Origin of the sequence: Sphingomonas beigongshangi (assembly GCF_016820445.1) — a bacterium.
Lineage (GTDB): Bacteria > Pseudomonadota > Alphaproteobacteria > Sphingomonadales > Sphingomonadaceae > Sphingomonas > Sphingomonas beigongshangi.
The window spans coordinates 259,518-279,508 of sequence record NZ_JADHDT010000006.1; the positions used below are offsets into that span (position 1 = coordinate 259,518).

General features: G+C 65.7%; 24 protein-coding genes, 1 pseudogene and 1 riboswitch. Of the genes and pseudogenes, 23 read left to right on the forward strand and 2 right to left on the reverse strand.

Features of this window, described 5'->3' with window-relative positions; genetic code table 11:
• Nucleotides 1–99 precede the first annotated feature (99 nt).
• Together IQ292_RS12780 and IQ292_RS12785 are read left to right on the forward strand one after the other, a co-directional pair.
• Nucleotides 100–1,050: an ArdC family protein gene (locus IQ292_RS12780; RefSeq protein WP_203310689.1), complete on the forward strand. Its 951-nt coding sequence runs from the start codon at nt 100–102 to the stop codon at nt 1,048–1,050.
• Nucleotides 1,047–1,418, forward strand: coding sequence for a DUF2958 domain-containing protein (locus IQ292_RS12785; protein ID WP_168073959.1), 372 nt, complete (start codon nt 1,047–1,049; stop codon nt 1,416–1,418). The genes IQ292_RS12780 and IQ292_RS12785 overlap by 4 nt, the downstream gene beginning before the upstream one ends.
• A gap of 96 nt (nt 1,419–1,514) precedes the next feature.
• Here IQ292_RS12785 and IQ292_RS12790 read toward each other — a convergent pair whose 3' ends face one another.
• Nucleotides 1,515–1,697 (reverse strand): hypothetical protein, encoded by a 183-nt coding sequence (locus IQ292_RS12790; protein ID WP_203310690.1) that lies wholly within the window; start codon nt 1,695–1,697, stop codon nt 1,515–1,517.
• 356 nt (nt 1,698–2,053) lie between these two features.
• On the opposite strand from IQ292_RS12790, the gene IQ292_RS12795 reads away from it, so the two are divergent.
• From IQ292_RS12795 to IQ292_RS12810, 4 genes are all read left to right on the forward strand, one after another.
• Nucleotides 2,054–4,180, forward strand: coding sequence for a ParB/RepB/Spo0J family partition protein (locus IQ292_RS12795; protein WP_203310691.1), 2,127 nt, complete (start codon nt 2,054–2,056; stop codon nt 4,178–4,180).
• Between the two features lie 58 nt (nt 4,181–4,238).
• Complete coding sequence (locus tag IQ292_RS12800) at nt 4,239–4,457, forward strand: hypothetical protein (RefSeq protein WP_203310692.1); 219 nt, start codon at nt 4,239–4,241, stop codon at nt 4,455–4,457.
• Between the two features lie 67 nt (nt 4,458–4,524).
• Nucleotides 4,525–4,938, forward strand: a complete 414-nt coding sequence (locus IQ292_RS12805; protein WP_203310693.1) for a hypothetical protein — start codon at nt 4,525–4,527, stop codon at nt 4,936–4,938.
• Complete coding sequence (locus IQ292_RS12810; RefSeq protein ID WP_203310694.1) at nt 4,935–5,153, forward strand: DUF6117 family protein; 219 nt, start codon at nt 4,935–4,937, stop codon at nt 5,151–5,153. Before IQ292_RS12805 ends, IQ292_RS12810 begins: the two co-directional genes overlap by 4 nt.
• Before the next feature lie 22 nt (nt 5,154–5,175).
• Here the strand turns inward: IQ292_RS12810 and IQ292_RS12815 are convergent, their stop codons facing one another.
• The gene (locus IQ292_RS12815) at nt 5,176–5,535 is read right to left on the reverse strand and encodes a hypothetical protein (protein WP_203310695.1); all 360 of its coding nucleotides are present in this window, start codon (nt 5,533–5,535) and stop codon (nt 5,176–5,178) included.
• 225 nt (nt 5,536–5,760) lie between these two features.
• On the opposite strand from IQ292_RS12815, the gene IQ292_RS12820 reads away from it, so the two are divergent.
• From IQ292_RS12820 to IQ292_RS12895, 17 genes and pseudogenes are all read left to right on the forward strand, one after another.
• The gene (locus IQ292_RS12820) at nt 5,761–10,083 is read left to right on the forward strand and encodes a strawberry notch family protein (RefSeq protein ID WP_203310696.1); all 4,323 of its coding nucleotides are present in this window, start codon (nt 5,761–5,763) and stop codon (nt 10,081–10,083) included.
• On the forward strand, nt 10,083–11,120 hold the full coding sequence (locus tag IQ292_RS12825; protein WP_203310697.1) for a DUF7146 domain-containing protein: 1,038 nt from the start codon (nt 10,083–10,085) through the stop codon (nt 11,118–11,120). Before IQ292_RS12820 ends, IQ292_RS12825 begins: the two co-directional genes overlap by 1 nt.
• A 297-nt stretch (nt 11,121–11,417) precedes the next feature.
• Entirely contained in the window at nt 11,418–12,341 is a 924-nt protein-coding gene (locus IQ292_RS12830) for a DUF2493 domain-containing protein (protein ID WP_203310770.1), read from the forward strand.
• Nucleotides 12,342–12,387: 46 nt separating this feature from the next.
• Nucleotides 12,388–12,449: riboswitch (Fluoride riboswitch) on the forward strand.
• 68 nt (nt 12,450–12,517) lie between these two features.
• Nucleotides 12,518–12,898, forward strand: coding sequence for a fluoride efflux transporter CrcB (gene crcB, locus IQ292_RS12835; RefSeq protein WP_203310698.1), 381 nt, complete (start codon nt 12,518–12,520; stop codon nt 12,896–12,898).
• A 222-nt stretch (nt 12,899–13,120) separates the two neighbouring features.
• Nucleotides 13,121–13,288: a hypothetical protein gene (locus tag IQ292_RS12840; RefSeq protein ID WP_203310699.1), complete on the forward strand. Its 168-nt coding sequence runs from the start codon at nt 13,121–13,123 to the stop codon at nt 13,286–13,288.
• A gap of 141 nt (nt 13,289–13,429) precedes the next feature.
• A complete protein-coding gene (locus IQ292_RS12845; protein WP_203310700.1) occupies nt 13,430–13,873 on the forward strand; it encodes a hypothetical protein in 444 nt (147 codons plus the stop codon).
• Between the two features lie 565 nt (nt 13,874–14,438).
• The gene (locus IQ292_RS12850; protein WP_203310701.1) at nt 14,439–14,765 is read left to right on the forward strand and encodes a DUF736 domain-containing protein; all 327 of its coding nucleotides are present in this window, start codon (nt 14,439–14,441) and stop codon (nt 14,763–14,765) included.
• Between the two features lie 186 nt (nt 14,766–14,951).
• Nucleotides 14,952–15,194: a helix-turn-helix domain-containing protein gene (locus IQ292_RS12855; protein WP_168073986.1), complete on the forward strand. Its 243-nt coding sequence runs from the start codon at nt 14,952–14,954 to the stop codon at nt 15,192–15,194.
• Between the two features lie 120 nt (nt 15,195–15,314).
• On the forward strand, nt 15,315–15,581 hold the full coding sequence (locus IQ292_RS12860) for a DNA -binding domain-containing protein (RefSeq protein WP_099957446.1): 267 nt from the start codon (nt 15,315–15,317) through the stop codon (nt 15,579–15,581).
• A gap of 101 nt (nt 15,582–15,682) precedes the next feature.
• A pseudogene (locus IQ292_RS17685) lies at nt 15,683–15,835 on the forward strand (transcriptional regulator domain-containing protein); the annotation flags it as partial.
• Nucleotides 15,836–15,857: 22 nt separating this feature from the next.
• Complete coding sequence (locus IQ292_RS12865; protein ID WP_238941051.1) at nt 15,858–16,469, forward strand: DUF2285 domain-containing protein; 612 nt, start codon at nt 15,858–15,860, stop codon at nt 16,467–16,469.
• A 180-nt stretch (nt 16,470–16,649) separates the two neighbouring features.
• Nucleotides 16,650–16,928, forward strand: coding sequence for a helix-turn-helix transcriptional regulator (locus IQ292_RS12870; protein ID WP_099957444.1), 279 nt, complete (start codon nt 16,650–16,652; stop codon nt 16,926–16,928).
• 9 nt (nt 16,929–16,937) lie between these two features.
• Nucleotides 16,938–17,828, forward strand: coding sequence for a replication initiator protein A (locus IQ292_RS12875; protein WP_203310702.1), 891 nt, complete (start codon nt 16,938–16,940; stop codon nt 17,826–17,828).
• Between the two features lie 208 nt (nt 17,829–18,036).
• Complete coding sequence (gene parA / locus IQ292_RS12880) at nt 18,037–18,675, forward strand: ParA family partition ATPase (protein ID WP_168073994.1); 639 nt, start codon at nt 18,037–18,039, stop codon at nt 18,673–18,675.
• On the forward strand, nt 18,672–18,926 hold the full coding sequence (locus tag IQ292_RS12885) for a hypothetical protein (protein ID WP_203310703.1): 255 nt from the start codon (nt 18,672–18,674) through the stop codon (nt 18,924–18,926). Before parA ends, IQ292_RS12885 begins: the two co-directional genes overlap by 4 nt.
• Nucleotides 18,923–19,444 (forward strand): DUF2840 domain-containing protein, encoded by a 522-nt coding sequence (locus IQ292_RS12890; protein WP_203310704.1) that lies wholly within the window; start codon nt 18,923–18,925, stop codon nt 19,442–19,444. Before IQ292_RS12885 ends, IQ292_RS12890 begins: the two co-directional genes overlap by 4 nt.
• Complete coding sequence (locus IQ292_RS12895; protein ID WP_203310705.1) at nt 19,441–19,986, forward strand: S26 family signal peptidase; 546 nt, start codon at nt 19,441–19,443, stop codon at nt 19,984–19,986. The genes IQ292_RS12890 and IQ292_RS12895 overlap by 4 nt, the downstream gene beginning before the upstream one ends.
• The last annotated feature ends 5 nt before the right edge of the window (nt 19,987–19,991 follow it).

Below are 19,991 nucleotides of genomic sequence, written 5' to 3' on the forward strand. Positions count from 1 at the left end.
CACCCCGCAACACCCCTAGAGTGAGAGTGCGGACCGGCTTTGCCGTGACGGGTTGAGGACTGGGAGAAAGGCTCCCGGCGCCCGTCGCGGAGATCCGCGATGTCCAGAAAAACCACATCCGCTCGCGCCGGCCAGGATCGGACGAGCCTTTATGACGAAATCACCGGCAAGATCATCTCCGAGCTGGAGGTCGGCCGCGTCCCGTGGGTCCAGCCATGGGGGACGGCGGCGGCGAAGGCGCCGCTCGCCATGCCGCGGAACGGCTCTACAGGCCGGCACTATTCCGGCATCAACGTGCTGATCCTGTGGGGCGCCGTCATCGAACACGGCTTTCCCGGGCAGAGCTGGCTCACCTTCCGCCAAGCACTCGCGCTCGGCGGCAACGTCCGCAAGGGCGAGCGCGGCACGACCGTGGTCTACGCCGACCGCTTCATACCTGACGACGAGAAACGACGCGCGCGAGACACGGGCGAAGACGCCCAGGCGATCCCGTTCCTGAAGCGCTTCACGGTCTTCAACAGCGCGCAATGCGAGAACCTGCCTGAGGATGTCGCAATCGTCACTCCTCCCCCGCCGCCGGGCCTGATCGAACCCCGGGTCGAGGCGCTGATCCAGGCCACCGGCATCGATTTCCGCATCGGCGGCAACCGCGCCTTCTACGCCCCAGCGCTCGACTATGTGCAGGTTCCGCCGCCGCAAGCTTACTACGACCCGATCAACTGGCACCGCACGGCGCTGCACGAGATGGGTCACGCCAGCGGCCACGCCTCGCGGCTGGGCCGCGACCTGTCAGGCGGCTTTGGCACCAAGAAGTACGCGTTCGAAGAATTGATAGCAGAGATGAACGCCGCCTTCTGTTGCGCCTCCATCGGCATCGTACCCACCGTCAGACATGCCGATTATATCGGCTCGTGGCTGGAGGTGTTGCGCGAGGACAATCGCGCCATCGTCCGCGCCGCATCGCAGGCGAGCAAGGCAGCGGACTGGCTGCTCGGCTTCCTGCCGGCCGACGACCAAGCCGGCCCTTCGATCGACAGGAGGGCGGCATGATCCTTCTCACCACCGAGCTGCGCGAGCAGCTCCTCGCCAACGGCCGCGATCGCGACGTTGATCCCATCCCCGTGGTGAAGTTCTTCAACCCCTTGGGCGAGGGGGTATGGCTGGCGACCGAACTCGATGCCGACGGCGACACACTGTTCGGTCTAGCCGATCTCGGCGAACCTGAGTTGGGATCGTTCAGCCTGTCGGAAATGGCCGAGGTGAGCCTACCGCTCGGCCTTGGCATCGAGCGCGACATCCTGTTCGAGGGCCTTTTCCCGATCTCCGCCTGGGCCGAGGCGGCGCGAAGGACCGGAAGCATCCGGGCCGCCGAGCGCGTGCTCTACGCAGCCCATCGCGCCAGTCGCAGGGATGGCTAATGCGGCCTCTGCCGCCGGCCACATTCCACGTCCTATCGAGAGACGCCGCGCAAACGCGCGGCGTCTCTTCGCGTGGCCGGTTGCCCATTCTCTACGCTAAAGACTCTCCTTCATCATCCCCGCCCACGCGGCGAGCAGCATCCCTTCAAGGTCATCATCCTCCCCAACCACTACGCTGAACACAGCCAGCGTGTCGGCGAACTCTTCGACCTTGAGATGTCCGCGAGCCTGCAGCGCCGTGACCAACATCGTCAGCGCCTTGCCATTTGCGCCGATCATGGCGCGCTCCACCCGCGATAACCTCAGGTTCGCGCCTCGTTGCACTAAATTCGCAAACCAACGGCGCAATCCGCTTGGCGTCCTCAACAGCCGTCGTGCTCATTATCGTTCTCCGATCAACTCCAGCGTCGGCATCCCGCCCGACGAAGGAAAGTGACGTCGAACAGTATCTATGACGACTATTATAGTCAGGCTCGACATTCTCCGAAAGCGATGGTGTCAAGACGAGCGTGAAGTCGTCCGATCGGTCGCTGGCCGACAGTGGAAGATGAGAGAGTTAGAGGAGGGCGGGGATTTCGTGACGGGTTGGAGGTCGAGAGAGAGGCTCTCGGCCGCCCGTCGCGGAGTAAATCCCGATGGCTAGTGCAGCTCAAAAGATCGTCCTGTCGTCTTCGCGCGACATCCCTTTCAACAAACTGGTCCTGAGCCAGTCGAACGTTCGGCGCGTGAAGGCCGGCGTCTCAATCGAGGACCTGGCGGCCTCGATCATCCGGCGCGGGCTTATCCAGGGCCTTAACGTCCGGCCCGTGGTCGATGGCGACGGCAACGAGACCGGGATGTTCGAGGTGCCCGCCGGCGGCCGCCGCTTCAGGGCGCTCGACCTGCTGGTAAAGCAGAAGCGCCTCGCCAAGACCGCCCTCGTGCCTTGCGTGGTCCGTCCGGTCGACGATCCGATCCTCGCCGAAGAGGTGTCCTACGCAGAAAATGCCGAGCGCGCCGCGCTGCATCCTCTCGACGAGTTCCGCGCCTTTCAGGATATGCGCCTCAAGGGCACGCCCGAAGAAGATATCGCTGCCGCCCACCGCGTCAGCGTTCAGGTGGTGAAGCAGCGGCTGCGCCTTGCAGCGGTCTCACCGACGCTGCTGGACATCTATGCCGACGATGGCATGACGCTGGAGCAGCTCATGGCCTTCACCGTCTCGAACGACCATGTCCGCCAGGAGCAGGTCTGGGAGGCGATCAAGGACTCCTGGTCGAAAGAGCCGTACCAGATCCGGCGCATGCTCACCGAGACAACGGTGCGCGCTTCGGACAAGCGGGCCGTGTTTGTCGGGCTCGACGCCTACGAGGCGGCTGGCGGCGTCATCATGCGCGATCTCTTCCAGTCCGACGATGGCGGCTGGCTACAGGACCCCGCGCTGCTCGACCGGCTGGTCGCCGAGAAGCTGAAGGCGACGGCAGGGACGATCGCCGCCGAAGGCTGGAAGTGGATCGAAGTGGCGGTCAGCTTCCCCTATGACGCCGCGCGGGGCCTGCGCGAGTTGCAAGGCGAACCGCTCGACATCTCGGCCGAGGAACAGGCCACCATCGACGCGCTCAACGCCGAATATCAGAAGCTTGAGGGCGAATATGAGGGCGCCGACGAGCTGCCGGACGAGGTCGACCAGCGCCTCGGCGAGATCGAGACGGCTCTCGCCGCGTTCGAGACCCGGCCGGTGCGTTTCGAGCCGGACGACATCGCGCGCGCGGGCGTGTTCATCAGCATCGCCCATGACGGCAGCCTCGACATCGATCGCGGTTACGTGCGGGCCGAGGACGAAGCGCCGATCAAGCCCGAGGGCGAGGCCGGCGTGGAAGCTGGCGGCGATCCGGGCGAACCCGCGGTTCAGCGCGCGATCATCACCATCGGCGGCCAGCCAGCCGAACCCGAGGAGGACGAGGAGGACGACGTCATCAAGCCGCTACCGGAGCGTCTCGTGATCGAGCTGACGGCCTATCGCACACTCGCGCTGCGGAACGCCGTCGCGGAGAACCCCCACGTCGCCATGACCGCGCTGCTGCACAAGCTCGTCTCGGACAGCTTCATGACCCGCATGTATACGGGCGCCATGGAAGCCGGGGTAAAGCACATCTTCTTCCCCGCCCAGGACGATGGGCTGAAGGACAGCCCGTCCGCGCGCGCCGTGCAGGACCGCCATACCGCATGGGCGGGCGACATCCCGAAGGACGACGACGCGCTGTGGGACTGGCTCGCGGGCCTGGACGATGCCAGCCGGATGGCGCTCCTGGCGCATTGCGTCAGCTTCGGCATCAACGCGCTCTATGAGCGGCCGAACCCGCACAGCGCCGGTGGCGTGTCCCAGCACACTCTCGATATGCGGCTCACCCAAGCCGACCGCCTGACCAAGGCGACCGGGCTCGATCTCGTCGAGGCCGGCTGGCGTCCGACCTTCGGCAACTATCTCAACCGGGTCACCAAGCCCCGCATCCTCCAGGCGGTTCGTGAGGGCGCCGGCGAGCAGGCCGCGCAGCTCATCGACCATCTGAAGAAGGGCGACATGGCCAAGGAGGCCGAGCGCCTGCTGGTCGACACCGGATGGCTCCCGGAGCCCCTCCGCCTGCTCGCCGAGGCCGATGCGTCCGCGCCGGAAATCCAGACCGGCGCCGAGGATGAGGGTACTGCGCTGCCCGACTTCCTCGCAGGCGATGACGACGAGCCCGCCGGCGAAGACGACGAACGCCAGCTCGTCGCGGCCGAGTGATCGCTAGGCGGAGCGGCTCCGGTCGCTCCGCCTATCCTTCCAACCAGGGAGCTGCGCCATGTCGCAATCCAGCCCGGCGCTCCGACGCGTCGTCTTCCAGTATCTCGTGCCCGTGCATGTCGAGGTCGAGGACGGGCTCGTTGCCCGCGTCGTCGTCATCGACGAGACGCCCGTCCGCGATCCCATCGTCGTAGAGGGCGACCCCGCCTATCTCGACGATGCCGTGCGAGCCGCCGACGACGGCCAATCCTGGCCATCCTGGCAGTTCGGCTACTAGCCCGACCACAATCCGAACCCTCCCGAGCCCGGCCCAGCGCCGGGCTTTTTCGTTTCTGGAGCCCGCCATGACCGACTTTCTCACCCGCTTTTCCTGCCTCCTCGACGTCGGCACCCCCGCGAACGCTGTGCGCGCCTTCGACATCTACACCGCGTTGATGGCCGAGAATGCCCGCGAGGACCCGCCGGCTGAGCCGTTTCTGCTCTCGCTGACACCCGAATATGGGCCCGCTCGGCTCTGGCTGCGCGACCCAGGCAGCGCCGACCAGCAACTCGCGATCACCTTCGTGACGCGCTGCGCCAAGGCATTCGGGCTGACCGGGCGCTGGGGGTTTCAGTGGGCCACCATCGCCTCCAACCCTGTCGTCGACGGGTTCTACGGGGGCGCCCATGTCCTTGAACTTTCGACCGGCGCGACGGTCGAGTGGCTGAGCACCGGACGTTGGCTCGCGAACCGCCTTGCCGACGGGGATGCCCGATGAGCATCCCCGATCATGCCCGCACCAACTTCGAAACGTTGCTAAGCGCCGCGACCAGCGGTGACCTCGCGCTCATGGAATGCACCGAGATCGCAACCGGCGAAACGCGCTACGTCATCTGCGCCGTCGGGCGCGAGGGCGACAATTATGTGCTTACGCCCTTCGGTCACTTGGCTGAGGGCAATCCCTTCGAGCTTTATCGCCCGCCGGAAGCCTGACCTGAGCGCGGATTCGCCGCCCCTACCAGACCGCGACCTCCCACTGGCCGTTGACCCTGGCGAAGCCGATCGGACGGTTCTGCGGAGCCGCACCTGACTTAGCCGGGTCCATGACTAGCTGCGTCATACAGGTCACACCGGGCCCGACACCGCCCGGCGAGCAGTCGCCGAGCTTCAGCGTCGCCCGCTCCAGCGATGTGCCGGTGAACAGGCGATGGCGCCTTACCGCGGCCGTCGCTTCTTCCTCGGTCGGCTGCGCCACGCCGGCAGCGATGGCCGGAGATGCCGAGACTGGCGAAATCACCGGTCTGAGAACGAAGCCTGCGCCGAACCCGACCGCCAGGCATCCGGCCGCAATGATGCCGATCGCGCTTCCCTTCATGCCGTCTGCCTTCCTCGCCCGGTGCGGCGATCCCTCGAAGGCGACGCCGCGGCTAATTTTCCCAACCGAGATTAGCGCCCCATCGCTCCCGCCGAAAGCGGGAGCGATGGGGCGGGCGCCGACCGCGCCAGAGTGAAAGGTCGGCCGGGACGGGTTCGAGCCCGTCCGGTCGAGAGAGAGCGCCGGGCCGGCTCGCCCGTCTTTCGCTCTTTCGAGGTATCTTCCATGCTTCACGCTCCGATCCAGGAACCCGCTTCGGCGGCCTCGCTCCCGCTCGCGTCCCACGCGCCGCCGGCCGCCGCCATTCTCGCCGCCGCCGAATATCTCCTTCCGCATCTCGAACAGGGCCGGCCGATCGACGCCGCCACCCTGCGCTCCGTCATGGAACAGGCCTTTGGTGCGTCCGACACCAGCGGCGCCTGGGATTGGAAGACGGCCTACGAGGCTTGCGAGGCGGCGACCGTTCTGTTCCTGCGCAAATACGGGAAGCCGCTTTTCCGCAAAGCTGCGTCTCCGACTGCACGGCTCGCCGCGCTGGCCAAGATCGCCGGCCTGTTGCCGACCCACACGCGCCGGTCCGAGGAAACCCAGGCCTTTCAGCAATTCTCGACGCCGACGCCCCTCGGTTTGGCGGCGTTGACCGCCGCATCGCTCACACCCGCCGACCGGGTGCTGGAGCCCTCGGCCGGCACGGGCCTGCTCGCGGTCCTCGCTGAGATTGCCGGTGCTAATCTCATCCTCAACGAGCTGGCCGAGACCCGCGCCGATTTGCTCGCATCTCTCTTTCCGGCAACGACCGTCACGCGTTTCGACGCAGCCCAGATCGACGATCATCTCGATCGCAGCGGCATCCCCAGTGTTGTCATCATGAACCCGCCGTTTTCGGTCATGGCGAACGTCTCGGGGCGCGTAGCCGACGCCGCCTACCGCCATATGACGTCGGCGCTGGCGCGGCTCGCGCCGGGCGGCCGGCTGGTCGCGATCACCGGCGCCAATTTCTCGCCCGAGCTTCCAGTCTGGCGGGACAGCTTCGTCCGCCTTCAGGAACGCGGTCGCGTTGTGTTCACCGCAGCGATAGCGGGCTCGGTCTATGCCAAGCACGGCACGACCATCGAGACGCGCCTGACCGTCATCGATAAGGCACCCGCCGAAATTGCGGCCCGCTTTCCCGAAACCGCCGGTATCGCGCCTGATGTGGCGACCCTGCTCGCCTGGATCGAGCGGCATGTCCCGCCACGGCTCGCAGTCACACTGCCGAAAGAAGCGCCCGAGTCCGCGCCGCGCACCGTGCGCGGCTATCTCGCCCGGGCCGCGTCGGGCGCGCCCGCCCGACGCACTCCGCAGATCGAGGGTGCGCCGCTCGACTATGAGACCGTGGAGTGGACGCCACCCGAGGGTGGCCGCCTGTCGGACTCGATCTACGAATCCTATGCGCTGCAGTCGATCCGCATCCCGGACGCTCAGCCCCATCCAACCAATTTGGTGCAATCGGCCGCAATGGCGTCTGTCGCGCCACCGAAGCCAAGCTATCGCCCGACGCTTCCGACCGCGATCGTCACCGACGGCGTGTTGTCCGACGCCCAGCTCGAGACGGTCATCTATGCCGGCGAAGCCCATGGCGAATTCCTCGCCGGTGCCTGGACCGTGGATGAGACCGGCGATCTTGTTAGCGCCGCGCCGGATGACGCGCCGAATGCCATCCGCTTCCGCCGGGGCTTCATGCTCGGCGACGGGACCGGCGCCGGCAAGGGCCGCCAGTCGGCCGGCATCATCCTCGACAACTGGCTTCAGGGACGCCGCAAGGCGGTCTGGATTTCGAAGTCCGACAAGTTGCTCGAAGACGCTCAGCGCGACTGGTCAGCCCTCGGCATGGAGCGCCTGCTGGTCACGCCGCTCTCGCGTTTCCCGCAGGGGACCTCCATCCGGCTTGGCGAAGGCGTCCTATTTGCCACCTATGCCACGCTACGGTCCGACGACCGCGGCGAAAGGCTTTCGCGCGTCAAGCAGATCGTCGAATGGTTGGGCTCCGACTTCGACGGAGTGATCATTTTCGACGAGAGCCACGCGATGCAGAACGCCGGCGGCGGCAAGGGTGAACGGGGCGACGTCGCCCCATCGCAGCAAGGACGTGCGGGGCTGCGGCTCCAGCACGCGCTTCCGAACGCCCGGATCGTCTACGTCTCGGCGACGGGTGCGACCACCGTCCACAATCTCGCCTATGCCCAGCGGCTCGGCCTGTGGGGCGGCGAGGATTTCCCCTTCGCCAATCGCGCCGAATTCATCGAGGCAGTGGACAATGGCGGCGTCGCGGCGATGGAAGTGCTCGCGCGCGATCTGCGGGCGCTTGGCCTCTACACGGCCCGCTCGCTCTCCTATGACGGCGTCGAATACGAGCTGGTCGAACATCAGCTCACGCCCGAGCAGACGCGCATCTACGACGCCTATGCCGGGGCGTTCGCCATCATCCACAACCATCTGGACGCGGCGATGCAAGCCGCCAATATCACCGGCGACGGCGGCACGCTGAATCGGCAGGCGAAGTCGGCCGCGCGCTCGGCCTTCGAGAGCGCCAAGCAGCGCTTCTTCGGCCATCTTCTGACCAGCATGAAGACGCCGACGCTGGTGCGCTCGATCGAGCAGGATTTGGCCGACGGCCACTCCGCCGTCATCCAGATCGTCTCGACCGGCGAAGCGCTGATGGAGCGGCGCCTTGCCGAGATCCCGACCGACGAATGGAACGACGTGCGGGTCGACATCACGCCGCGCGAATACGTCCTCGACTATCTCGCCCACTCCTTCCCGGTGCAGCTCTACGAGCCCTTCTCCGACAGCGAGGGAAATCTGTCGTCGCGTCCGGTCTATCGGGATGGCCAGCCCGTCGAGAGCCGCGAGGCCGTCGCCCGCCGCGACGAGTTGATCGAGCGGCTCGCATCGCTGCCCCCGGTCCCGGGGGCGCTCGACCAGATCGTCCAGCGCTTCGGGACGGACGTCGTCGCCGAAGTGACGGGACGCTCGCGGCGCGTGGTGCGCAAGGCCGAGCGCCTCGCGGTCGAGAACCGGGCCGGATCGGCCAATCTCGCCGAGGCGGCCGCCTTCATGGACGACCAGAAGCGCGTTCTCATCTTCTCGGATGCCGGCGGCACGGGTCGCAGCTATCACGCCGATCTCGCCGCCCGAAACCAGCGCCTGCGCATCCATTATCTCTTGGAACCGGGCTGGAAGGCCGACGCAGCGATCCAGGGTCTTGGCCGCACCAATCGGACCAATCAGGCGCAGCCACCGCTCTTCCGACCGATCGCCAGCGACGTGAAGGCCGAGAAGCGCTTCCTCTCGACGATCGCGCGCCGGCTCGACACGCTGGGCGCCATCACGCGCGGCCAGCGCCAGACCGGGGGACAGGGCCTGTTCCGGCCCGAGGACAATCTTGAAAGCTCCTACGCGCGTGATGCGCTCCGCCAGCTCTATCTGCTGCTGGTTCGGGGAAAGGTCGACGGCTGCTCGCTCCACCGCTTCGAATCCGCCACCGGGCTCAAGCTGACGGACGACAACGGCATCAAGGACGAGCTGCCTCCCATCACCACCTTTCTCAACCGCCTGCTGGCGCTCACCATCGATCTGCAGGGCGTGCTCTTCACCGCGTTCGAGCAGCTCCTGACGGCGAAGATCGAAGGCGCCATCCGCAGCGGCGTCTACGACGTCGGGCTCGATACGCTGCAGGCCGAGAGCTTCGTCATCACCGGCAGCGAGGTGATCCATACCCATCCGGGCACCGGGGCGGAAACGCGGCTGCTCACCATCACCCGGCGCGAGCGCAATCGGCCGACGAGCCTGGCGGACGCACTCGATCACCTCTCAGATCCCCGGGCGCGGCTCCTCGTCAACGGCCGTTCCGGACGCGCCGCCGTGCAGATCCCCGCACCGTCAATGATGCTCGACGATGGCGAAATCGAACGACGCGTGTGCCTGCTCCGCCCAATGGAGCAGCATTACGCGCCGCTGCGCATGATGGACGAGAGCCATTGGGAGGAAGCCGATCGCGCCGTCTTCGCCGCAGCGTGGTGGGCGGAGGTGAACGACCTGCCGGAATTTGCCGACAGCACGATCCACATCGTCGCCGGCCTGTTGCTGCCGATCTGGAAGCGCCTGCCGAACGAATCGACACGCGTCTACCGGCTCCAGACCGATGCCGGCGAGCGCATCATCGGTCGCCGCGTCTCGCCCGCCTGGGCGGCGAACGCCGTGACGACGGGCGCCGCGTCGCTGACTACGGAGCAGGCCTTCGCCGCGCTGATGGACGGCACGACGATTCTCGATCTTGCCGATGGCCTTCAGCTTCGCCGCGCGCGCGTCATGAGCGCCTATCGGCTAGAACTGACCGGCTTCACCGAGGCCATGCGGGATCGCCTGCGCGCCTACGGCCTGTTCAGTGAGATCATCTCGTGGAAGCTCCGCTTCTTCGTGCCTGCGGACGCCACCGGCCCGGGCGTCCTCGCCAAGCTGCTCGACACCTTCCCCGTGGCGCGCATCTCCGAGCGGGAGGCTGCGTGATGGCACGTCAGGATGCTTCCGATCTTTCGCATCGTCTCGGCCGGCAAGCCGAGGCGGTGTGCCGCCACTATCTCGGCAGTGGCCGGCGCGAGGGCGGCTATTGGCTGGTGGGCGATGTGCGCAACACGCCCGGCCGCTCAATGTATGTCCGGCTCAAGGACTCGCCCAAGGGTCTCGCCGGAAAATGGACTGACGCAGCCACCGGCGAGCATGGCGATCTTCTCGACGTCATCCGCGCAAGCTGCGGCCTGATCGATTTCAAGGACGTTGTCGACGAAGCGCGGACCTTCCTCAGCATGCCGCCCCCGGAGCCGAAAGAACGTGAACACCAGCGGTATAGTCCGGCGCCGCATGGTTCGCCCGAGGCGGCGCGCCGGCTCGTTCACATGTCACAGCCAATCTACGGCACGCTCGTACAAGCGTATTTACGTGAACGCGCCATTACGGATTTACGCGGAACCGGAAGCCTGCATTTCCACCCGCGTTGCTATTACCGCCCTGACGAGCATGCAGCGACCGAGACCTGGCCGGCGATGATCGCGTCCGTCACCGACCTCAACGACAAGATCACCGGGGCGCATCGCACCTGGCTCGATCCCCGCCGCTGCGACAAGGCGCCGATCGACACGCCGAGGCGGGCGATGGGCGATCTTCTCGGCAACGCTGTGCGCTTCGGCATCGGTGGCGAGGTGATGGCGGCTGGCGAAGGCATCGAGACCGTCCTGTCGCTCCGGCAAGTCATACCCGACATGCCGATGTTGGCAGCGCTCTCGGCGGCACACCTCGCCGCCATCCTGTTCCCCGACACGCTGCGGCGGCTCTACATCGTCCGCGACAACGATCCGGCCGGTGACGGCGCGCGCGACACCCTGATCGAACGAGCAAACGCAGCCGGAATCGAAGCGATCGTCATCTCGCCGGAGCTGGGCGACTTCAACGAGGATCTGCGTACGCTCGGCCTGAACGCACTGCGCATGGAAGCCCGTTTGCAGGTCGCGCCGCAGGACGTCGTCCGCTTCATGGCATTGGCGGCATAGCCGGCAGGAGAACGGGCCTGCGGTTAGCCGTCGTGCTCAGCGGATGCGGCAATCCATCGGAGGGGGACCGCGCCTCGGCCTTCGAGAGGGCGATCGGCCCACAAGCCGGCCAACCGGGCAATGGCGGCGGCCGACTATTTTCCGGCGCGGCCTGAAGGCCGCTTTCCATCGCGAGGCAAAATAGCCGGCCTTAGCCATCAAGCCCTGCGCTTGCGCTCCGGGTGCCCGGCCGTCCGGCCCGTGGGCTTCGTCGCCATGAAGGCCGCGACGGTCGCGGTCCAACCGACGGAGCATCCCATGCGTGATCACGACGATTACGAACCACACCACGAATCCTCACCCACCGACCATGTCCTCAACGAACTCCAGCTCCACGGCTACCGACCCTTCGCCGACGAGCCCGATCAACGGCTTCTGCCCGACGGCAACCAAGTCGCGGGCGCCGTCGCCGACATCTTTGACGCCCTGATTAGCACCTTGGAGGACACGCGCCTCGAACCCGACCTCGACGATCTCCTCTGGTCGACCACCAACGTATTTCACCGCGCCACCGACCGGATCGGTCGGGAACTGGACGACAACGAGCAGGCCCAGAAGCGGGCCCAGCGAGAACAGGACGGCAGCGAAGTGAAGTCGGTCGAACTTGAGCGCCTGATCGCCGAAGGCATGACGCTGATCGAGCGCCAGAACGCCTTCGAGCTGATGCGCGACCAGGCTGCCGAACATTACGAACGCCACGTCGGCAAGTCATGGCTCCCGCGCAGCGGATCGAAGGTCAACCATCGCAATCTGACCTCGGCGATGATCGACAGCCGCGACTTCCTGATGGCGAAGAAGCGCGCCGACCAGCAAGTGCTCCTCCCTCCCGGTCCGAAGATCGCCGTCACCGGCGGGCTGGACTTCAACGATCACCAGCTCATCTGGGCCAAGCTCGATCAGGTTCACGCGAAGCATCCCGACATGGTGCTGATCCACGGCAAATCCCCCAAAGGGGCCGAGAAGATCGCCTCCCTCTGGGCAAAGACCCGCAACGTTCCACAGATCGGCTTTGCACCCGACTGGACGAAACATGGCCGGGCCGCACCGTTCAAACGCAACGACGAGATGCTGCAGATCGTGCCTAAAGGCGTGATCCACTTCCCGGGCACCGGCATCAACGACAACCTCGCCGACAAGGCCAAGAAGCTCGGCATCCCGGTCTGGAGGTTCGGCGGCGCGTAAGCGCCGCCCCGACCTCTTCCAAGAGCCGACCTCTTTCGATATCATGCACGGTGACGGGGATGGAGTTCCCCGATAACCGCCGTTCCGGCTGATGACTCCTACCAACACAGGCAACCCGCCTGTCGATGGTAGGTGTTCGCCTTCGACTTGCTGGTTGCCGCATGCACAGGGCAACCATGAACTATCTGATTGTTTTCATCGGCGCCGGACTCGGCGGCATGGCCCGACACGCGATCAACGTCACGGCCCTTCGCACGCTCGGCTCAAGCAGTTTTCCGTTCGGAACGCTGACCATCAACGTCCTCGGCTCGTTCCTGATGGGGGTCGTCGTCGAGTATTTCGCACTCCGCAGCGGACTATCCCAGCATGCGCGCCTGTTTCTCACGACAGGCATCATCGGCGGGTTCACCACCTTCTCGGCGTTCTCGCTTGAGGCAGCACTTCTGATCGAACGCGGACAGCACCTTGAGGCGTTCGCCTATGTCTCAGGATCGGTAGTGCTTTCCATTGGCGCTCTGTTTCTCGCGATAGCAATTCTTCGGAACGCATTCGCGTGAACATCGACCACGACCTCGCTCTGATCGGAGCGGACCACCCCGCTTCTATGCGCTAATCCTTGGCCGGACTGGTCGCTTGGCGCCATCAACCCGTAAAGGGTCGGCTATGCGCGCATGCCGCCGCTCCGGCTGCGCCTGCGCGGTGATTGCAGCGACCAGTCCGACACTTCGGGCGCCTGTCAGCGGGGGAGGGTCCTCCGCCCGAAGACAGGAGCCGATCCGATGTCCCCCAACGAAGCCCAAGCCTTCGCCTTCAGCCTCGCCACCACCCTCATGGCAGCCATCGTCATCTTCCAGGCCGGTGACGGCACTCTTTCGGTTACGCCCGCCAGCGAATACGACGGCAGCGCTTCGGAGATTGTCCATGAAATTGATCCGTTTGCCCTCTGACCCCACAAAACCGGCTGCGCCAGGCGGAAGTCGCTCGCGATTTCCGCTCCCGGCGTCCTTTATCTTTCGCTATAGTGCGATCGCGCCGTGGTGGTGGTGGCAGGCGCAACCGTCGAACCTACTCGAACGGAGGCCACCGTTATGATCATCCTCGGAATACTCGGATCGCTCGCAGCCATCGGCGTGCTCTGCTGGCTGCTATTCACACTGGCTATTTTCGCCCTGCCGACCTTCGTAGGTGCAACCGTGGGCATGTGGGCCCACGGCAGCGGCGCAGGCGCTCTCGGCGGGATCGCCGTCGGCCTCGTCGCCGCGGCCGCGACCTTCGCCGCTGGTCAGCTCCTGATCACCTTCGTCAAACCAATGTGGCTGAAGCTTACCGTAGCGATCGTCTTCGTCGCCCCTGCCGCTGTTGCCGGCTTCCACGCCACCCACGGCATCGTGAAACACCTCATGCCATCTGAGGCATGGCAGATCACGTTCTCGGTCATCGGCGCTGTCGCTGTCGGCATCACCGCGCTTGTACGAGTTGCGGGAATGGCGGCGGCCCCGGGTCCTTCCGGCCGAGGCCTTGCACGGGCTTGATCTCCCATATTCCCGTCAAGGGGCCAGAGCTACGGGGGTCGGCCTCTTCGTCATCTCCTGTTGCGACGATAGGTCGATGAAGCTCGGATTGGCGCTGCCCTGAAGAAACGGCCCTTATTGAAGCGCTGCCTGCGTTCGACCCGTGTCTTAGCGGCCGAGAGAATACCCGGTGAGGCACTCCCCTGCGAACGGCGGCTGAAGGTCAGGATTGAGCAGTACTGGACCCTGTCGTGAGATGGACGAAGCCGGTGACATGGCGACGCGCCGGTTTGTCGATGCAGGACGGCCGCCATCTCTTCCGTTATCTGACCGTGTCTCGACCGCTCCAAACGGCCTCTTCAATGGCCTGATCTGGCCGAAGGCCGGCTAAAGCCTCGATCGCCTATGACGCAACAGCCGCGTCAAACTTTCTTCCCCTGCCGGCTGCGCCGCCATTCCTCGCGAGACAAGAAAGCCCTCCTTAGCTGTCAGGCCCCTGCGGGGTGCGCCGTCGATCGCCTCCGGCCAACCGATCGCCATCGAGGCCGCAATGGTGCGGGCTCGGAACGGAAAACGGAGACTTACAATGGCGACCATCGGCACCTTCAAGAAGACCGGCTCGAACGAGTTCACCGGCGAAATCGTCACCCTCAGCGTCCAAGCCAAGAACGTGCGCATCGTTCCCGACCAGCGCGCTACCGGCGACAACGCCCCCAGCCACCGGGTCTTGGTCGGCCGCGCCGAAATCGGCGCCGCCTGGTCCAAGCGCTCGAACGAGGGCCGCGACTATCTGGGCCTCAAGCTCGACGATCCGAGCTTCAACGCCCCGATCTACGCCAACCTCTTCGACGACGAGGACAGCGACACCTTCTCGCTGATCTGGTCCCGCCCCAACGGGCGCCGGGGCGACTGACGCCCGGCGCAAGGCCCCGGCCGAAAGGCCGGGGCCTTCGGCGTCCAAAGGCGACCGAATCAGTCACCGTGAAAGCGCCTCGCGGGCAGGCCCGAGAGCACGATTCGGATGGAAATATCATTACGAGGCGACTATTATAGTCGTAGTTCTGGCGTGCGCGTAGGTCCAAGTGGGAGGTGATCATGCATGATCACCGCCCGACAATCGCGGGCCGCACGCGCTTTGCTGGGTTGGACACAGGAGACGCTCGCGGACAAGGCCCGTGTATCCCTCACTGCACTCAAGCGATTGGAATCCGAGAGCAATCTCGGGATCTACGAAAGCACGCGCGACGAGGTGAGACGGGCCTTGGAACGAGATGGGATCGTCTTCTTGAGCTCCGACCAAGGCGTAGGGGTCATGCTTGTCGATCACAAGGTTCGTCGCTGATTATCGGCATATCGCCGCCGTGACGCGATTGTCCGGCGACACGCCTTGCATTCGTAACGGCGTCAGATCATCGTTAACAAATCCCTCCACAGTGGATATTTCGGACATCAGGGGGATGCGGTGACGACGCACGACTTCAAGGATGAAGCACCAACGGGATCGGCTCTCACGCCGTACGACCGGGCGCATATGGCCTTGTACCTGCGCCTGATCGATTCATGGCGCGACGGAGCCGACTGGAGAGAAGCCACACGCACGTTGTTCGGCCTCGATCCTGACGCTGATCCGGAGCGTTGCCGTCGCGTTCATGCGACACACCTCGCACGGGCGCGCTGGATGTCCGAGCACGGCTACCGCGAAGTCGCGAGAGAGAGCCTTGCCCGTTAGCGCCCGCGATGCCTCGGGAGCAACACCTGTTGCTTCAACCTGGACTTCCGCGCAACGCAACTCACGGTAATCATTGTCAGTCCGAACTCGATCGGAAGACGATGAGGAGCAAAGCTGTGACGCCGGATTCCTCTCAGTGGCGAGCCTCGGCAAATTATGATCACGTCGATAGACTGAGCGCGTCTGACCTTGCTTGGGAGTGGCTTCGGCGCAATGACGCCTACGACCGTGACTTCACGGCGCTCCTGCATCGCGACATCTCTCCCGAACAAGATCTTGAAGACTTCCGACTCCGTTGGGGGTTGCGATTTCCCTGTCGATCCGCTGGATCCGCCGCCGGCCGCTCCCGTGCTTTGGTCGCCTACGGACGATACCAGCACTGTTATTCTCGACACGGCGCCAGACCTTCTCTCGACGACAACAACAGCGCCGATCTTACCGCCGCCGCTTGCATCTGATTCAATCGGCGCAGATTTCAGACTGTATGACGCTGGCGTCCCATCGCTGCAGCTTATCCAGATCGGCGAGTCGGCGACGATCACCCCGTTGGTCGCGGTCATCCCGCTCGACATCAGCGGCTTCGACCGTCTGGAGTCGGTTGAACGCCTGCTCGCGACGCTTCATCACCGCGCCGTGCCACCAGACACGCGGTTGACAGCCCAGCAACGTGCCAGAGCTCGCAGAATGCTCCAAGCATTCGACGGTTTCCGCGACGGCGCCACGCAGCAGTCGATTGCGCAGGTGATCTTCGATATCGGCGATGTCAGTCGCGACGAATGGCAAGCCTCGTCGCGCCGACATGCAATCATGTCTCTGCTACGCGAAGCTAGACGCATGATCGAGGGTGGTTACCGTAAACTCCTTCGGCATCGCCGCCGCCGCGGCTAACCGGCTCAGCCCGCCATGCGATGCGCCGCAGACCGCCGGCCTCGGACGACGATCCGATCACGGTGTGGGAATTAGGCTCCCCCCAAATCTCCACGACAACTGACCGGCCTTCTTTCGCCACCGTACCCGCAGGCCGCCGCTCATCCGTAGCGGCCGCCGCGAGAGCACGGAGGTTCGATCATGGGCGAGGAAGCCGCCAATCTACCGCCACGATACCTGCGCACCGAGGAAGCAGCGCGCTTCTTGGGCCTATCGGAGCGCACCCTTGAAAAGCACCGTACGTATGGCACTGGTCCAACCTATCGCAAGCTGGGCGGCCGCGTCGTTTATTCCATAAACGACCTTCAAGCCTGGGCTGATCGCGGTCTCGTCACCTCGACCTCCGATCCGAGCGGAAACGTTCCACCCGCCAAGCCCCAGAAGGCCGCGTCGCTCGCCGTAGGCCGCACACTGCGCTGAGACGGTCGCATGTCGTCCCGTCATCAGCATCACAGCGGCGAGCGCGCGCAACTCGATCTGTTCCGGGCGCTGCCCGGCGATCTCGCGCCCCGCGACGCGCAGGATCTCATGGCCTATCCGTTTTTTTCGCTCGCCAAGTCGAAGCGCCTGGCGCCGATCGACTTCAAGGCCGGCGCGGTGAAGATTCGTGTCGAAGCCGTCGCCGAGCATGGCATGGCGACGATCTGGGACGCCGACGTCCTGATCTGGGCTGCCTCGCAGATCGTCGAGGCGCGCGACCTTGGGCTCCGCCCGTCGCGCCTGATGGCGACCACCCCCTACGAAATCCTCAACTTCATCGGCCGCGGCGTGTCGCTGCGCGACTACGACCGCCTCAAGGCAGCGCTCGACCGGCTCCAGTCGACCACCGTCGCGACCTCGATCCGCCAACCGACCGAGCGGCGAATGCATCGCTTCTCCTGGATCAACGAATGGAAGGAGCGCGCCGATCATCGCGGCCGCCCGCTCGGTCTCGAATTGATCGTGCCCGATTGGTTCTATGGCGCGGTGCTCGACGACGCCCTCGTGCTGACGATCGACCGCAATTACTTCGGCCTGACCGGCGGCCTCGAACGCTGGCTGTACCGCCTGGTGCGCAAACATGGCGGCAAGCAGGAGTTCGGCTGGAGCTTCGACTTCCCCCATCTGCACGCCAAGTCGGGCAGCCTCTCGCCGCTCAAGCATTTTGCCTACGACCTGCGGGACATCGTCAAGCGCCAGCCGCTGCCCGGTTACCGGCTGACGATCGAGCAGTGCCTCGGCGGTCCGGAAATCCTCTCCTTCGTGCCGACCGATCCGGATTCCCTCGGCATCCCGCGCCGCCGTCGCCGCGCCAAATCGCACCCTGGGGATAAGCTGTGAATCGCCTCGTGCTATCAGGGACCGGCACTATCGTGCCATCGGGGACCGGACTCTCGTGCTATCAGGGACCGGAATCGTCGATTCCTCGCGCTGAATCAGCAGCTTGCGAGCCCCGTAACTTATCTAACCTAGATTCCTACGGAATCTTTCTAACGCGACCGCGTTTTTCGGCCGCTGTGGACGAGTCCCCGATCGCCGGGAGACCGTCATGATCGTGGCGCTGCTCAACCAGAAGGGCGGCGTCGGCAAGACGACGCTCGCCCTGCATCTGGCCGGTGAATGGGCTCGCCGTGGGCAGCGTGTCACACTGGTCGACGCCGATCCGCAAGGCTCAGCGCTCGACTGGTCGCAGCAGCGCGCCCGGGAAGGGCTGGAGCGGCTGTTCGGTGTCGTGGGTCTGGCCCGCGATACGCTCCACCGAGAAGCCCCGGAGCTGGCGCGCGATGTCGACCACGTCGTCATTGACGGACCGCCGCGCGTCGCCGGCCTGATGCGCTCGGCGCTGCTTGCTGCCGATCTCGTGCTGATCCCGGTGCAGCCGTCGCCGCTCGATGGCTGGGCGTCAGCCGAAATGCTGGCGCTGCTCGGCGAGGCGCGCATCTATCGCCCGCAGCTCGCCGCACGCTTCGTGCTGAACCGCTGCGCCGCTCGCACGATCCTGGCCCGCGAGACCGCCGAGACGCTGGCGGATCAAGACCCGCCTTTGCTCTCGACCACGATCGGCCAGCGCATCGTGTTTGCCGACGTCGTGCAAACCGGTCGGCTCGCCGCCGAGCAGGACGAGGATTGCCCTGGCGCGCGCGAGATCACCGCGCTCGCGGCGGAAGTGGCGAGGGTCGGTGCATGAGAGAGCGGTCCTCCAAGCGCAGCTTTGCGGCACGTCCTGCCGATCCCGAAGATTGGATCAAGGCGCCCGACCGCCATTCCCCCCGGTCTCACCCCATCGAGGATTTCTCGGCGCGGCTGACGATCGACGTCACCGCCGACATGCGGGGCCGCATCAAAATCGCCGCCTTCCAGCGCGGCCAGACCGTCGCCGACATGCTGCGCGCGCTGTTCGAGCGTGAATTCCCACCCCCGTCAGGAGAAGGACAATGACCGGCCTTGTCGCCGCGCCAATGCGCTTCGGCCGTGCTGCCGCCGAGCCGCCGCCCGAAGCTTTCACCCAGGTCGAACTCGTCTGGATCGAGAAGCAGACCGAGCACTGGATTCGCTTCGGTCGCGAGCGGCGCGAGCAGATCCTCGACCGCCGCCGCCGCATTCTCTTCTTCCCTCCAGGCAGCGTTCTCGCGCTGGTGCGCTGGGCGGCGAACGAGCACGGCACCGTGGTCTCGCGCCTCGACATCCTGCGCACGGTCGAGTGCGACGCGCCGTGTCAGACCGTCCCGACGGTGACGCCCGGCGCAGAGGTCCTGCTGCACGTCGATGGCTGGCCGAAGGTGGAGCGCATGCTCCAGCTCATCGACGCCATCGAGGCGCGCGGCATCGACCCGATCGAGGTCTCGCCGGACCATTGGCGCCATGTCCACAACCGAATGACCGTCGGCGAAACGCCGCGCACTTATGGTCCGCGCCAGCACCGCGCCTTTCTCCTGCGCCGGGAGATCGGCGCATGACCCGGCTCTCCTACGCCATCATCACGACGGCGGCCGTCTCGCTTATCGGCGTGGCTTCGATCGCCTCGTTCGCGCCGCGCCTGATCTGGAACGCGTCCGCCAGCACGCCGGTCGGCTTCTACACGATCGGCGATGTGGGCGCGGTCGACGTGACCGATCTGGTGGCCGTAGACGCGCCCGAGCCGCTCGCAACCTTCCTGTCCGATGGCGGCTACCTGCCGCGCGGCGTGCCGCTTCTGAAGCGCGTCGCTGCGGTCCCGGGTCAGCGCGTTTGCCGGACCGGGCTCGCCATCACCATCGACGCCGTGCCGATGGGCGACGCGCTCGATCGCGATCGTCGCGGTCGCCCGCTCCCGGTGTGGCAGGGCTGCCGCTCGGTCGCGGCCGGCGAACTGTTCCTGATGAACTGGCAAGTCCGCGACAGCCTCGACGGTCGCTATTTCGGCCCGCTCCCGGCCTCCGCCGTGATCGGCCGGGCCACCCCTCTCTACACCGACGAGGACGGCGATGGCCGCTTCGTCTGGCGCGCGCCGACGCGGTGACGGCA

Coding starts and splice junctions, on each gene's coding strand:
- IQ292_RS12845 (WP_203310700.1), top strand. CDS start 13,430: ATGATCATCCTCGGAATACTCGGATCGCTCGCAGCCATCGGCGTGCTC.
- IQ292_RS12820 (WP_203310696.1), top strand. CDS start 5,761: ATGCTTCACGCTCCGATCCAGGAACCCGCTTCGGCGGCCTCGCTCCCG.
- IQ292_RS12890 (WP_203310704.1), top strand. CDS start 18,923: ATGACCGGCCTTGTCGCCGCGCCAATGCGCTTCGGCCGTGCTGCCGCC.
- parA (WP_168073994.1), top strand. CDS start 18,037: ATGATCGTGGCGCTGCTCAACCAGAAGGGCGGCGTCGGCAAGACGACG.
- IQ292_RS12895 (WP_203310705.1), top strand. CDS start 19,441: ATGACCCGGCTCTCCTACGCCATCATCACGACGGCGGCCGTCTCGCTT.
- IQ292_RS12810 (WP_203310694.1), top strand. CDS start 4,935: ATGAGCATCCCCGATCATGCCCGCACCAACTTCGAAACGTTGCTAAGC.
- IQ292_RS12815 (WP_203310695.1), bottom strand. CDS start 5,535: ATGAAGGGAAGCGCGATCGGCATCATTGCGGCCGGATGCCTGGCGGTC.
- IQ292_RS12830 (WP_203310770.1), top strand. CDS start 11,418: ATGCGTGATCACGACGATTACGAACCACACCACGAATCCTCACCCACC.
- IQ292_RS12870 (WP_099957444.1), top strand. CDS start 16,650: ATGGGCGAGGAAGCCGCCAATCTACCGCCACGATACCTGCGCACCGAG.
- IQ292_RS12840 (WP_203310699.1), top strand. CDS start 13,121: ATGTCCCCCAACGAAGCCCAAGCCTTCGCCTTCAGCCTCGCCACCACC.
- IQ292_RS12795 (WP_203310691.1), top strand. CDS start 2,054: ATGGCTAGTGCAGCTCAAAAGATCGTCCTGTCGTCTTCGCGCGACATC.
- IQ292_RS12875 (WP_203310702.1), top strand. CDS start 16,938: ATGTCGTCCCGTCATCAGCATCACAGCGGCGAGCGCGCGCAACTCGAT.
- IQ292_RS12785 (WP_168073959.1), top strand. CDS start 1,047: ATGATCCTTCTCACCACCGAGCTGCGCGAGCAGCTCCTCGCCAACGGC.
- crcB (WP_203310698.1), top strand. CDS start 12,518: ATGAACTATCTGATTGTTTTCATCGGCGCCGGACTCGGCGGCATGGCC.
- IQ292_RS12855 (WP_168073986.1), top strand. CDS start 14,952: ATGATCACCGCCCGACAATCGCGGGCCGCACGCGCTTTGCTGGGTTGG.
- IQ292_RS12850 (WP_203310701.1), top strand. CDS start 14,439: ATGGCGACCATCGGCACCTTCAAGAAGACCGGCTCGAACGAGTTCACC.
- IQ292_RS12800 (WP_203310692.1), top strand. CDS start 4,239: ATGTCGCAATCCAGCCCGGCGCTCCGACGCGTCGTCTTCCAGTATCTC.
- IQ292_RS12805 (WP_203310693.1), top strand. CDS start 4,525: ATGACCGACTTTCTCACCCGCTTTTCCTGCCTCCTCGACGTCGGCACC.
- IQ292_RS12825 (WP_203310697.1), top strand. CDS start 10,083: ATGGCACGTCAGGATGCTTCCGATCTTTCGCATCGTCTCGGCCGGCAA.
- IQ292_RS12790 (WP_203310690.1), bottom strand. CDS start 1,697: ATGATCGGCGCAAATGGCAAGGCGCTGACGATGTTGGTCACGGCGCTG.
- IQ292_RS12780 (WP_203310689.1), top strand. CDS start 100: ATGTCCAGAAAAACCACATCCGCTCGCGCCGGCCAGGATCGGACGAGC.
- IQ292_RS12885 (WP_203310703.1), top strand. CDS start 18,672: ATGAGAGAGCGGTCCTCCAAGCGCAGCTTTGCGGCACGTCCTGCCGAT.